At 67.8% G+C, this 13,556-nt stretch carries 11 protein-coding genes; 6 read left to right on the plus strand and 5 right to left on the minus strand.

Annotated features, from left to right (window positions below):
- The 3 genes from V7Q39_RS04860 to V7Q39_RS04870 form a co-directional block, all read right to left on the minus strand.
- Positions 1-491, minus strand: a 491-nt coding sequence (locus V7Q39_RS04860) for a trimethylamine methyltransferase family protein (protein WP_333815415.1), incomplete at its 3' end; no start/stop codon positions are given.
- Entirely contained in the window at positions 491-2,515 is a 2,025-nt protein-coding gene (locus tag V7Q39_RS04865) for an oxidoreductase (RefSeq protein WP_333815417.1), read from the minus strand. The genes V7Q39_RS04865 and V7Q39_RS04860, both read right to left, overlap by 1 nt.
- Positions 2,516-2,575: 60 nt before the next feature.
- Positions 2,576-3,973: an FAD-binding domain-containing protein gene (locus V7Q39_RS04870; protein WP_333815419.1), complete on the minus strand. Its 1,398-nt coding sequence runs from the start codon at positions 3,971-3,973 to the stop codon at positions 2,576-2,578.
- Positions 3,974-4,084: 111 nt separating this feature from the next.
- Between V7Q39_RS04870 and pepN the strand changes: the two genes are divergently transcribed.
- Positions 4,085-6,646 (plus strand): aminopeptidase N, encoded by a 2,562-nt coding sequence (gene pepN, locus V7Q39_RS04875; protein ID WP_333815421.1) that lies wholly within the window; start codon positions 4,085-4,087, stop codon positions 6,644-6,646.
- A gap of 62 nt (positions 6,647-6,708) precedes the next feature.
- A complete protein-coding gene (locus V7Q39_RS04880) occupies positions 6,709-7,242 on the plus strand; it encodes a hypothetical protein (protein WP_333815423.1) in 534 nt (177 codons plus the stop codon).
- 6 nt (positions 7,243-7,248) lie between these two features.
- On the opposite strand, the gene V7Q39_RS04885 is transcribed toward V7Q39_RS04880, so the two are convergent.
- Positions 7,249-7,818, minus strand: a complete 570-nt coding sequence (locus V7Q39_RS04885) for a transglycosylase SLT domain-containing protein (RefSeq protein ID WP_333815425.1) — start codon at positions 7,816-7,818, stop codon at positions 7,249-7,251.
- A 144-nt stretch (positions 7,819-7,962) separates the two neighbouring features.
- Between V7Q39_RS04885 and V7Q39_RS04890 the strand changes: the two genes are divergently transcribed.
- From V7Q39_RS04890 to V7Q39_RS04900, 3 genes are all read left to right on the plus strand, one after another.
- Positions 7,963-9,150, plus strand: coding sequence for a hypothetical protein (locus tag V7Q39_RS04890; protein WP_333815426.1), 1,188 nt, complete (start codon positions 7,963-7,965; stop codon positions 9,148-9,150).
- Between the two features lie 80 nt (positions 9,151-9,230).
- The gene (gatB, locus tag V7Q39_RS04895; RefSeq protein WP_333815428.1) at positions 9,231-10,742 is read left to right on the plus strand and encodes an Asp-tRNA(Asn)/Glu-tRNA(Gln) amidotransferase subunit GatB; all 1,512 of its coding nucleotides are present in this window, start codon (positions 9,231-9,233) and stop codon (positions 10,740-10,742) included.
- Between the two features lie 110 nt (positions 10,743-10,852).
- Positions 10,853-11,233 carry a DUF4177 domain-containing protein gene (locus tag V7Q39_RS04900; RefSeq protein WP_333815430.1) on the plus strand — a complete coding sequence of 127 codons (381 nt, stop codon included), beginning with the start codon at positions 10,853-10,855 and terminating at the stop codon, positions 11,231-11,233.
- Here the strand turns inward: V7Q39_RS04900 and V7Q39_RS04905 are convergent, their stop codons facing one another.
- Complete coding sequence (locus V7Q39_RS04905; RefSeq protein WP_333815432.1) at positions 11,234-12,334, minus strand: pyridoxal phosphate-dependent aminotransferase; 1,101 nt, start codon at positions 12,332-12,334, stop codon at positions 11,234-11,236.
- 177 nt (positions 12,335-12,511) lie between these two features.
- On the opposite strand from V7Q39_RS04905, the gene V7Q39_RS04910 reads away from it, so the two are divergent.
- On the plus strand, positions 12,512-13,549 hold the full coding sequence (locus tag V7Q39_RS04910; protein ID WP_333815433.1) for a cytochrome-c peroxidase: 1,038 nt from the start codon (positions 12,512-12,514) through the stop codon (positions 13,547-13,549).
- Positions 13,550-13,556 lie beyond the last annotated feature (7 nt).

Below are 13,556 nucleotides of genomic sequence, written 5' to 3' on the forward strand. Positions count from 1 at the left end.
GGCAGGTCCATCGGCTCCAGCGGCCCGCCGGATTCCTGCTGGATCACGTTCAGGCTTTGGCACAGGCGCAGGAAATCCTGCATGTCCTGCAAGGTGCCATCCCGGCGGCCCCGGTCGAGGTCCATCACATAAGCGGGCCCGCCGACGCTGGAGAATACCATGTCGTTGGCCCCGAAGCGCAGGTCCTTGGCGCGGTTCCGCGCGGCGATGGTAAAGGTCCGGGGGACGGTGGCCAGCCGTTCCTCGATCAGGCCGGGGTCGGGGTAGACCATCTGCCCGTCGATCTTGGCCCCGGCGCGGCGGAAATGATCCAGCGCGGTACCGTTCAACACGCGCATCCCCTGCGTCGCCAGCAGCGTCAGCGCCGCCCGATGGATCGCCTCCACCTGGTCGTCGCTGAGGACGCGGATCGGATCATAGAGCCGCGGCACCTGGCCGAACGGGCGCTGGGGGATGGCGTTCGGGCTTCTGGCCGGGCGGCGCTGGCGCATCAGAGGCTCCTTTCGGGCGCGCGCTCTCGGCGCGGGGGCAGGTCTGGCTCGCCCAAGAGGCGGGCGTGGCGGTGGGCGGAATGGACCGCATCGGCGATGGAAGAGGGCGCGAGGCAGTCGCCAATCCGGGTGGCGGCAATGCCTTGCGCGCTCAGGTCGTCCCGCAGCGCGCCGTCGGGCAGCCGCCCGGTGCAGAGGACCAGCGTGCCGCAGGGCAGAGCTTCCTCGCGGCCGGCATAGACGCAGGTCAGGGTGACGGCCCCGTTTCCCTGCGACTTCAAGGCCTTGAGCGGGTGGATCGCCACCCCGGCCTCGATCAGCCGGGCTTGCAGGAAGTCCTGCTCGTTGGTCATCACCGTCCAGGAAGAGGCGACCGGGGCCGTGGTCACATAGTGAACCTCATGCCCCTGGGCCGCCAGCTTCTCGGCCAGCGCGCCGCCCATGACATAATGCTCGTCGTCATAGACCACCACCGGCCCCGCGACCGCCGCCCCTGCGAAAACATCCTCCGGCGTCAGGGCCAGCGGGAACTCCCCCGCCCGGATCGCATAGACGCCCACCCCGTCCCGCCGCCAGCGTGACCCGGTCGCGAGCACCACATGATCCGCCCCGAACTCCGCCACATCCGACGCACCCATCCGGCTGGCCGGGAACAGCGAGACGTTCGGCAGCTTCCCGATCATGTGCAGCCGCCAGTCGCGCACCCGCATCCAGGTCTGCAAGCCGGGAAGGGTGGCCTCGTGCAAGAGCCGCCCGCCGAAGCTCTGCCCCGCCTCGGCCAGCGTCACCTCCAGCCCCCTCCGGCCCAGGGTCAGCGCCGCCTCCAGCCCCGCCGGGCCGCCGCCGATCACCAGCGCCTTTTCCTGTTTCGGATACACGGCGATCCGCTCCGGATGCCAGCCGCGACGCCATTCCTCGCCCATCGTCGGATTCTGCGTGCAGCGCAGGCCCACCGCCTCGTTGTTCGCCGCCCGGCAGATGTTGCAGCCGATGCATTCGCGGATCTCGTCCTCACGCCCTTCGCGGATCTTCGCGGGCAGGAACGGATCGGCGATCGAGGGCCGCGCCGCGCCGATGAAGTCCTGCACCCCGCGCCGGATCTGGGACACCATCTGGTCGGGCGAGGTGAAGCGGCCGACCGACACCACCGGCTTCGTCGTCAGCTCCTTCACGAAGGCGACGTTCTCTTCCTGGAACCCCTCCGCCGAGAACCGGGCCGACCGCGAGTCATTGCCCAGGGCGCCCGCGACATTCACGTCCCAAAGGTCCGGCAGTTCCGCCAGCATGGCGATGATCTCGCGCCCTTCGCCCGCTGAGGTGATCCCTTCCGGACCATGCAACTCGTCCACCGCCAGCCGCACTGCCACGGCGCAAGCGTCGCCGACCGCGTCCTTGGTATCCTCGATCATCTCGCGCAGAAGCCGCACGCGGTTCTCCAGCGACCCGCCATAGGCATCGCCCCGGTGGTTGGTGCGGCGCGACAGGAACTGGAAGGGCAGGTAGTCGTGCCCGGCATAGACATAGACGATGTCGAACCCCGCCCGCTTCGCCCGCACCGCCGCGTCGCGTTGCCAGCCCCGGAAGGTGCGAATGTCCGACAGGTCCATCGCCCGGGCCGTCGCAGGCAGGTGGTAAAGCGCGGGCTGCACATCCGGCGCGATCCCCGGCACCCGGGTCATCCGGTTCGCGGCATGGCCGCCGCCGTGCCACAGCTCGATCCCGGCAAGCGACCCGTGGGCGTGGATGGCCTCGGCAGTCAGGGCCAAGGGTGCGATGTCCTCGTCGTCCCAGAGCGTCAGGAAGGCATGCGGGCTGTCATCCGAGGACGGGTGGATCGAGCAATATTCGGTGCAGACGACACCCCAGCCGCCTTCCGCCTTCACCCCGCGCAGGGCCGCCCCGGACTGCGGGCGCTGCCAGCCGAAGCCGGTGGCATGCGGGGTCTGGTAAAAGCGGTTCGGGGCGGTCACCGGGCCGATGCGCACGGGCTCGAACAGGATGTCGTAGCGGGGGTCGCGGGGCATCGGGACATCCTTGTTGAATGATCGTATAGTAAGGGCGCCGCGCGCTGTGCGTCAAGCGGATCAGAGGGGCAGGGAGAGTTGTCCGCTCGGGTGCCGCCGGGTGCCCGACCGGCGGACGAGCCCGCCCGGCCTTTCCGCAAAGCCTGCCGACAGGCGGGCCTGCCGCAGCCGCGCGCGGGCCTCCCGCTCGGCGGACTGAAGGTCGACGACGGGCTCCGGGTAACGGTGCGCCAGCCGCCGTCGCGCCTCGGGCCAGCGCCAGGGGTCGTGCAGAAGGGCGTCCGGCACCGGAGCCAGTTCCGGCAGCCAGGCCCTTGTGAAGGCGCCCTCCGGGTCCAGTTCCCGCCCAAGGCGCACCGGGTTCCACAGCCTGGGCGAGCTGCCTAAAGCCCCGGCCTGCACCTGCGGCCAGTGGAGCGCAGGGTCATAATCGGTGAACATCCGCGCCAGATGTGCCCCCACGGCCTGCTCCTCCAGCGACAGGGGTCCGCAGGCAACAGAGACCAGCATCGCCCGCAGCCGCGCGTTCAGCCAGCCCGTCGCCCGCAGATAGCGCAGGCAGGCGTCGAGAAAGGGCAGGCCGGTCTCGCCATTCGACCAGGCCGCCAGCCGGGCGGGATCGAACGGATCGGGTTGCGCGTGGGCGAGGGTGAAAGGGTCGGCCCTTTCCGCGTTCGGGGCCGCAATGCCCCTCTCCCGCGCGGCGAGGCTGGTCTGGAAGCGGGCCAGCGACCCGCCCCAGCGCCTGCCGGGTCGCGCGGCCTGCCGCGCGGCGGTCGCCTGCATCACCTCGCGCAGCGACAGGGTGCCATGGGCCAGATGCGGCGACAGGCGGGACGAGGCGCGTTCCGTGGCGAGGGGGGAGGCTTGCGCCGTCCGATAAGACTCACCCCGCTGGGTCAGGAAGCTGTCCAGCAGTTCCAGCCCCCGCGCGCGGCCCCCGAGCTGGCGGTGCGGGCAGGGGTCCGCCGCCAGCCGCAAGGCGCGGGCCGAGGGGATGAGACCCGGTTCCGCCCCCGCGATGCCGCGCAGCGCCGGGGCGGGCAGGGCAGGGCAGGCCGCGCATCCCGCGCCGGGCTGCGGCAGCTCGGTCCAGGAGATCCCTGCATCACTGGCCCAGGCGGCAACCCGTCGGTCGCGGGCCTGGGTCCATGATGTCCCGGGCTCTTCATGGCTGACGATCCTTGAAATCCCATGCCGCCGGCAAAGCCCCGCCAGCACCTGCAACGCATCGCCGACCCGCAGCACCAGCGGCGCGCCAAGCCCCGCCAGATCCTCGCGCAGGCCCGCAAGGCTTTCCGCCACGAACGCCCATTGCCGGGCTGAGGTATCGGGTTGCGACCACAGTTCCGGATCCACCACATAGACCGGCAGCACCGGCCCGATCCCTGCCGCCAGGGTCAGCGCCGGATGGTCGTGGACGCGCAGATCGCGCCGGAACCAGACAAGAACATTCATGGAACACAGATGTATCCGCCGCCGCAGATTCGTAAACCCGCAAACGACCGGCACGGTCCCCCTTGCGTCCGCGGCGAAGGGCCGTAGCTTCGGACGGAAAGGGAGCTTGCAATGACCGAGCAGAAGACCGTCTACCTCGCCGACTACCAGCCCTACAGCCACATCGTCGACAGCGTGGACCTGACCTTCCGCCTCGCCCCCGGCGCAACACGGGTCATCGCCCGGCTGGCCCTGCGCCCGAACCCCGAACGGCCCGGGCGGAACGACCTGAGGCTGGACGGCGAGGGGATGAAGCACCTGTCTTGCACAGTCGATGGCAAGCCGGTCGCGCCGCAGATCGACAGCCAATCCTTGACCCTTCCGGCAAAGGACCTGCCCGACGGCCCCTTCACGCTGGAAACCGAGGTCGAGATCGCGCCCGATGCCAACACCGCGCTCGAAGGCCTCTACATGTCCAAGGGCATGTATTGCACCCAGTGCGAGGCCGAGGGCTTCCGCAAGATCACCTGGTATCCGGACCGCCCCGATGTGATGTCGCGCTTCAAGGTGCGGATCGAATCCGATCTTCCGGTCCTTTTGTCGAACGGCAACCCCACCGCCAGCGGCGAAGGCTGGGCCGAATGGGATGACCCCTGGCCGAAACCCGCCTATCTGTTCGCGCTGGTCGCAGGCGATCTGCGCGCCCATTCCGCCGATTTCACCACCGCCTCGGGCCGCAAGGTCGCGCTGAACATCTGGGTCCGCCCCGGCGACGAGGACCGCTGCGCCTATGCGATGGACAGCCTGATCCGCTCGATGCGCTGGGATGAACAGGTCTACGGTCGGGAATACGATCTGGACGTGTTCAACATCGTCGCGGTCGATGATTTCAACATGGGCGCGATGGAGAACAAGGGGCTGAACATCTTCAACTCGCGCTATGTGCTGGCGAGCCCCGAAACCGCCACGGATGACGACTACGCCCGGATCGAGGCGATCATCGCGCATGAGTATTTCCATAACTGGACCGGCAACCGCATCACCTGCCGCGACTGGTTCCAGCTGTGCCTGAAAGAGGGCCTGACCGTCTTCCGCGACCACCAGTTTTCCGGCGACATGCGCTCGGCCGCCGTGCGCCGGATCGAGGATGTGGTGGCCCTTCGCGCCCGCCAGTTCCGCGAGGATGCCGGGCCGCTGGCGCATCAGGTGCGCCCGGAAAGCTTCGTCGAGATCAACAACTTCTACACCGCCACGGTCTACGAGAAGGGCGCCGAGGTCATCGGGATGCTGAAGTCGCTGGTCGGCGACACCGGCTACAAACGCGCGCTCGACCTCTACTTCGACCGCCACGACGGCGATGCCGCCACGATCGAGGACTGGCTCAAGGTCTTCGAGGATGCGACCGACCGCGACCTGTCGCAGTTCAAGCTCTGGTATTCCGAGGCCGGCACCCCGCGTCTGAAGGTCACCGACACATGGGACGATGGTGTCTACACCTTGAGCTTCACGCAAGTGAACCCGCCCACCCCCGGCCAGCCGGAAAAGCAGCCGAAGGTGATCCCGATCAAGGTCGGACTCCTCAATCCGAACGGCGACGAGATCGTGCCGACGATCATGCTGGAGATGACGCGGGCGAAGCAGAGCTTCCGCTTCGAAGGGCTGGCGGCGAAGCCGGTCCCGTCCATCCTGCGCGGCTTCTCGGCCCCCGTGGTGCTCGACCGCAAACCCGCCCCCGGCGAACGCGCCTTCCTTCTGGCCCATGACACCGACCCCTTCAACAAATGGGAGGCGGGCCGGGCGCTGGCGAAAGAGGTGATGGCCGAGATGGTGCTGAAGGGCACGCCGGTCCGGTCGGACTGGCTGGACGCGGTTGCCGCCGTCACCTTCGACGACACGCTCGACCCTGCCTTCCGCGCGCTCTGCCTGCGGCTGCCGGGCGAGGACGACCTTGCCCAGACCATCCACGCCATGGGCCGCATCCCGGATCCCGCCAAGATCCACGCCGCCCGGCGCGAGATGGCAGGCGCCCTGGCGATCCGCCTGGGCGAGGGATTGCATCGTCTTTACAAGGAGCTGGACGATAACGCGCCTTTCTCGCCCTCGGCCGCGCAGGCCGGGCGCCGGGCGCTGAAGATCGCCGTTTTGCAACTTCTCACCCGGCGCGATGGCGGCAAGCTTGCCGCCTCGGCCTTCGCCCGCGCGCGCAGCATGACCGAAGAGATCGGCGCCTTGGCGGCGCTTCTGGACGTGCATCAGGGCGAGAGGGAACTGACAGCCTTCGCCGCCCGCTGGGGCCGCGACGCCAATGTCATGGACAAGTGGTATGCCCTGCAGATCGCCACGGCCGAACCGGGTGAAGCTGCCGCGCTGACCGCCCGCCTGATCCAGACGCCGGGCTTCGACTGGAAGAACCCCAACCGCTTCCGCACGGTGATCGGTGCGCTTGCGGCGAACCATCCGGGTTTCCACCACCGTTCCGGCGCGGGCTACAAGCTGGTCGCCGACTGGCTGCTGAAGCTCGATCCGCTGAACCCGCAGACCGCCTCGCGCATGTCGACCGCCTTCGAGACCTGGCCGCGCTATGACGCGGCCCGGCGCAGGCTGGCGAAGGCCGAACTGGACCGGATGCTCGCCGCGTCCGGCCTCTCGGGCGACCTGCGAGAGATGGTCGAACGGATGCTCGCGGCGGGCTAGATCGGCGTTGACTCTGCACCGGCTCCGTGGGCCGATGTGGAACCTGGTGGTGGAGAAATGGTATGCCTTATGTCGTTGCCCTGATCGGGATCGTGATCGGCGCCTATTTCTGGATGCAAAGGGCCAGAACTGCCGCCGATGCCGCGCGCGAGCTGACCGGCGTCGCGCAGGACGTCATGTCGGCGGCCCGTCGCTTCGGCTTTCGCCGGCGGGCCAATGTCCATCCGGTCGAAGCCCTGGAAGACCCTGATGTCGCCATAGCCGGCGCGGGGATCGCGTTCCTGGAACTTGGCGGCTTGCCGTCCTCGGAACAGCACGACCAGCTGGTGGTCAGCCTGCAAAGGCACCTCGGCCAAAGCACGAGCCGGGCGGAAGAGGCGCTTATCCTGGGTCGCTGGCTGGTGGGCGAATGCGGGGGCGCGCAACCGGGGCTGAGCCGCATGGCGCGCAGGCTGTACAAGCTGCGGGGGGCCGACAGCTTCCAGCCCTTGATGGCGGTCCTGAAGGATGTGGCGGCGGCAGGGCGTGATGGCGTGGTCTCGACCCGCCAGCGCGAGGCGCTGAACGAGATTGCCGCGCTCTACCGGATCAGCTGACCGGCTTCAGGCCGCCCGGCAATAGGGCTGCGCCCGGGTCCAGGCCGCCATCGCCGCCCGCTTCTCGCTGCTGCGAAGCGGCGCCCAGTCGCGACCGATCCCCCGGTCGCCGCCCCCGGCCACGAGGCCATCCTTGGCGACCTGGCGCGACATGATCTCGACCGCGCATTCCAGATTGGCCTCGCCGTCCTTCAGCGCGCCGGCCGAGGTCGCCTCGCAGCCGTAGCTTGCCGCCGAGCGGGGGTCGATCTGCATCAGCCCGATCCAGCGCCCACCGCCGCCCGAGGCCTTTTCGTTCCAGGTGCTTTCGTATCGCGCGACTGCCGAGAGGAGCCCGGTCCAGAAGGCGCGGCGCTCTTCGACCTTGGCTTCTGAATAGCCCGGACACCAGATTTCGATGTCGGCGGGAATGCGCTCGGACAGCTGCGGATCCTTGGTTGACACCGCCACCAAGGTTGATTCGGTCCACTCCACGCCCTCGGGATGGTGGTCCCATTGCATCGGTGGCGCCACGAAGGACATGCTGTCCTGGGAGCCGGTATTCACGCAGGCGGCAAGCGAAGCCGCTGCAAACATTCCCAAAATCACGCGGTTAGGCATGTCGTCGTCACCCGAAATTCACTGCATTTCCCTTTTTTCGCCCTGATCAAAGGTCAGGGTTCGACCGTGGCAGTCAGAAACTGCCCGGAGGGCGATCGGATGCTAGTTACACCGTCACTGATGCACGTGAAAACCCGCGCGGGCCGCAGTCAGCAAGAAGACGCCACCCTGCTGCGGTCGGCGCGCGGTCAGGGGGCCGAGCTTCTGGATGGCCTGACCGTCGACCAGGTGCTGGGGCGGCTCGACGTGCCGGTGATGCGGCTCGGGGCGGAAAAGACCGAATGGCAGTGCATCCGCGACGACCATGCCGCGATGGCCGCCGCCGGGGAATGGGCCGATCTGCTGGAGGCTTTGCGCTATACCGACCAGGAGCGGGTGATGGCCTCGGGCGGGCACCGCGTCGCGCCGCTGATCGGCGAGGGGATGCGCGCAGGCCTGGCCGCCGCGCTCTCGCGAAAGGACTGGACCACCGCCTCGGCCGAGATCGAGGCGCTGGAAGGCATCTACGACCGCAACCCCGACGACTATTGCGCCGCGCAGATCGTGGCCCAGGCCCATGTCGATTTCGCCAATGCCCGGCGCAAGGCCGCGCCGCAGGGGCAGCTGTCGCGCGAGGTCTGGTCGGAAGGCGCGGTGCATTTCGAACGCGCCGAAACCCTCGTCACTCTTTTCGACCCGATCGAGGAGATGTCGCCGCTGCTCGCCGCAACCCGCTACGGCCTGGTCCCGGGGATCGAGGATGGCGGCGCGGTCGCACGCGAATGGTATGAGGACTGGGTCGACCTCGACCCCGAGGATGCCGCCGCCCACGCCGCCCATTCCGTGAACATGCTGCCCGGCTGGTACGGCTCGCTTTCCGCCTTTGAGCGCGAGGCCCGCCGTTCCGTCCGCCTGACCGATGGCGTCACCGCCAAGGCCTCTTACGCCGTGTTCCACATCGCCGCCGCCGAGGCGCTGGGCGACCTGTCGCCGACCGTGGATCTGGAGCTCTTCCTGGAGGCGCTGCACGACTACCAGATCGTCACTGGTTGCCAGCACCGCGCGAACCAGGCGGCGAACCTTCTGTCGGGCATGGCGATGGACTTCCGCAAGGACGGCGCCGATGCCGCCTGGCAGCTGACCAAGACGCGTGCCGCGCTCTCGGATGTGCTCTGGAACCGGCTGCGCGAAATCCAGATGGATTGCTGGACCCGGTCCTCCGAAAGCCTGGCCTTCGCCATGGCCGAGGTCTTCGGTCCCGCGCTGAAGCGGGGCGCGCGGATCGTGCGGCGGGGCGAGGGCCTTGGCACCCTGGTGCGACGGACCTGACGCCTCCTCTTGCCCCGCCCCCTTGCCCTGTCGCGCCTTGCGGCCTAAACCCGGCCGCAAGACCGCTTTCGGAGGCACCCATGCTCGACCTGACCTATATCGCGCCCGCGCCCAAGGTGATCGCCGGGGCGAAGCAGGATTGGGAGCTGGTCATCGGCATGGAAATCCATGCGCAGGTCTCCTCCAATGCCAAGCTCTTCTCCGGCGCCTCCACCACCTTCGGGGCCGAGCCCAATTCCAACGTCGCTTTCGTCGATGCCGCGATGCCGGGGATGTTGCCGGTGATCAACGAATTCTGCGTGGAACAGGCGGTGCGCACCGGGCTGGGGCTGAAGGCGCAGATCAACCTGACCTCGGCCTTCGACCGCAAGAACTATTTCTACCCCGACCTGCCGCAGGGCTACCAGATTTCCCAGCTCTATCATCCGATTGTGGGCGAGGGCGAGGTGATCGTGGAAATGGCCCCCGGCGTCGCGCGCCATGTCAGGATCGAGCGCATCCACCTGGAGCAGGATGCGGGCAAGTCGATCCACGACATGGACCCGAACCTCAGCTTCGTCGATTTCAACCGTACCGGCGTCGCGCTGATGGAGATCGTCTCCCGCCCCGACATCCGGGGGCCGGAGGAGGCCGCGGCCTATGTGACGAAGCTGCGCCAGATCCTGCGCTACCTCGGCACCTGCGATGGCAACATGCAGAACGGCAACCTCCGCGCCGACGTGAACGTCAGCGTCTGCCGCCCCGGCCAGTACGAGAAATATCAGGCGACCCAGGACTTCTCGCATCTCGGCACGCGTTGCGAGATCAAGAACATGAACTCGATGCGCTTCATCCAGGCCGCCATCGACTATGAGGCCCGCCGCCAGATCGCCATCCTTGAGGACGGCGGCAGCATCGTGCAGGAAACCCGCCTCTACGACCCCGACAAGAACGAGACCCGGTCGATGCGGTCGAAGGAAGAGGCGCATGACTACCGCTATTTCCCCGACCCCGACCTCCTGCCCTTGGAGATCGAGCAGGCCTGGGTCGATGGCATCCATGCCGCCATGCCGGAACTGCCCGATGCCAAGAAGGCCCGCTTCATGGCCGACTACGGCCTCACCGACTACGACGCCAACGTCCTGACTGCCGAACTCGATGCGGCGCGCTATTTTGACGAGGTGGCCAAGGGCCGCGACGGCAAGATGGCCGCGAACTGGGTTATCAATGAACTTTTCGGGCGGCTGAAGAAGGAAGGCCACGACATCACCGAAAGCCCGGTCTCGGCCGCGCAGCTGGGCGGGATCATCGACCTCATCGCCGCAGGCACGATCAGCGGCAAGATGGCCAAGGACCTGTTCGAGATCGTCTATACCGAAGACGGCGACCCGGCGCAGATCGCCGAGGCGCGCGGCATGAAGCAGGTCACGGATACCGGCGCCATCGAGAAGGCCGTGGACGAGATCATCTCCGCCAACCCCGAGCAGGTGGAGAAAGCCAAGGCCAACCCCAAGCTCGCGGGCTGGTTCACCGGCCAGGTCATCAAGGCCACCGGCGGCAAGGCCAACCCGGCCACGGTGAACGCACTGGTCGCGGCGAAGCTGGGGCTTTAAGGCCCTGGCTGTTGCAACGCAGGCGCGGTTCTGCCGGAAAAACTCGGCGTGATTTGCGCAAAGTCCCGGAATCCCCTATGCATCCCGCCAAACAGGACGGGAGAAGCCCGATGCAGCGTTTCGAGTTCAAGGTCATTCCCGCCCCGAAGCGGGGCGAGAAGGCCCGCGGCGTCAAGACCACCGAGGAACGCTTCGCGCTGGCGCTGACCAGCCTGATGAACCAGCTCGGCGCCGAGGGTTGGGACTATGTCCGCGCCGATACGCTGCCTTGCGAAGAACGCGTCGGCCTGACCGGCACGAAAAGCACCTTCCAGAACGTGCTGGTCTTCCGCCGCGCGATCGACTCGCTGCCGGTCGAGGCGCCCGGAACCGCCCGGCTTCTGCTGCAGGAACCCATCCCGACCATCCCGCGCCTTGGCCCGGCCGAGGCGCCGATGCCCGGCAATGCCCCGGCGGTCGGCCCGGCGAAATCCGACCTCGCCGCCGAGTGATCAGCCCGCGGCCTTCAGCGCCAGGGGCAGGGCTTCCTCAAGGATATCCAGCGTCTCATCGTCGCCCAGGCTGATGCGGATGCAGCGGTCCAGCGGCGCGACCCCCGGCATCCGGACGAAGACCCCAAGCCTCCCAAGCTCTGCCAGCACCCTCCGCGCGTGGTCGCCATCCCGACCGCAGTCCACGGTCACGAAGTTGGTGGCCGAGGGCAGGGGGGCCAAGCCGTTTGCCAGGGCAATGGCCGAAAGCCGCGTGCGCGCCGCGACCGTCCGGTCCTGCACGCTTCGCAGCCAGCCCTGATCCTGCAACGCGGCCAGCGCCCCGGCCTGGGCAATCCGGCCCATTCCGAAATGGTCGCGCACCTTGTCGAAGGCCAAAGCCAGCTCGGGGTTGGTGATCGCATAGCCCACCCGTGCCCCCGCCAGACCGTACCCTTTCGAGAAGGTCCGCATCCGGATCACCTGCGGGTGGTCCGCCGGAACGGCCGGAACCGTGCCCGGCGGGGCAAGGTCGGCATAGGCTTCGTCCAGGATCAAGAGGCTCTGCTCGGGCAGGGTGGCGACCATGCCCTCGATCACCGAAGCGGGGTGGTGGCTGCCCATCGGGTTGTCCGGGTTCGCCAGGTAGATCAGCCGCGCGCCGGTGGATCTGGCGGTAGAAACCAGCGCGTCCGGGTCTTCGTGATCGCCCTTGTAGGGCACCCGGGTCAGGACCCCGCCGTAGCCCGCGACGTGGAAGTTGAATGTCGGATAGGCGCCAAGGCTCGTCACCACCGGCGTTCCGGGCCCCAGCGTCAACCTGCAGACCAGCCCCAGCAACCCGTCGATCCCCGGACCCACGGCGATATGGCCGGGCGTCACGCCATGATGCGCCGCAAGTGCCTGCTTCAGGTCATGGTTCTCCGGGTCGCCATACATCCAGACGTCCCGCGCTGCCCGCTCCATCGCGGCGATCGCCTGTGGCGAGGGGCCGAAAAGCGACTCGTTCGCCCCCAGTCTCGCACGGAAGGGAACGCCGGTCCGGCGCTCCAGCGTCTCGGGCCCGGTGAAGGGGACGGTGGAGGGCAGCTCAGCGGCGTGGGGGGTAAGGAACCGGCTCATGCGCGAAAGCTGGCACGCGCCGGAGGGCTTCGCAAGGGGCCGCGCAGCGGCGGGACCGGCGTTCTGCGACCGCCTGCCGCACCGCCATGGAATTAGAATTGATCTAAATCATGGCCGGAAATGCCGCAGCTGCGAAAATGGCGTCATAGCCCTTTCGACCCGTAAACGGAGGTTGCCATGCGGTCATTCACCCTTGTTCTTGCTGTCACGACGGCCCTTGCCGGGCCTGTTGCTGCCGACGCCCTGCACGACGCGGCGGTGGAGCAATTCAAGCCCCTGCCATCGACCTTGCCGGCGCTGAACGACAACATCGTCACGCCCGAAAAGATCGCCCTCGGCAAGGCGCTGTTCTTCGATCCGCGGCTCTCGGCTTCCGGCGTCTTCTCCTGCTATTCCTGCCACAACCTGACCACCGGCGGCGACGACAACATGGAGACCTCGGTCGGCCACGGCTGGCAGAAGGGGCCGCGCAACGCGCCGACAGCGCTGAACGCCGTCCTGAACGAGGCGCAGTTCTGGGATGGCCGGGCCGATGACCTTGCCGCTCAGGCCAAGGGGCCGGTGCAGGCGGGGGTGGAAATGGCGAACACGCCCGACAATGTGGTGACCACGCTCAAGTCGATGCCCGACTATGTTACCTGGTTCACCGCCTCCTTCCCCGACCAGCCCGATCCGGTAAGCTTCGACAACATGGCCAAGGCGATCGAGGCCTTCGAGGCGACGCTGCTGACGCCCGCCCCCTTCGACGCCTATCTCAACGGCGACGACAATGCCCTGAGCGCCGACGCCAAGGCGGGCCTTGCGCTCTTCATGGACAAGGGCTGTTCCGGCTGCCATTCGGGCGTGAACGTCGGCGGGCACGGCTACTATCCCTTCGGTCTGGTCGAGAAGCCCGGTGCCGAAGTTCTGCCCGAAGGTGACAAGGGCCGCTTCAAGGTCACGGAAACCGCGTCGGACGAATACGTCTTCCGCGCTGCACCCCTGCGCAACATCGCATTGACCGCGCCCTATTTCCACTCGGGCAAGGTCTGGGACCTCAGCGTCGCGGTCGAGATCATGGCGGAAAGCCAGCTGGGCGAAAGCCTGAAGCCGGAGGAAACCGCGCAGATCGTGGCCTTCCTGAACAGCCTCACCGGCACCATGCCGCAGGTGAGCTTGCCGGTCCTGCCTGCGGAAACCGCTGGCACGCCGCGGCCGACCACGATGATCGAATGATCCTGTG

The organism is Tabrizicola sp. (assembly GCF_036781545.1).
Classification (GTDB): Bacteria; Pseudomonadota; Alphaproteobacteria; order Rhodobacterales; family Rhodobacteraceae; genus Tabrizicola.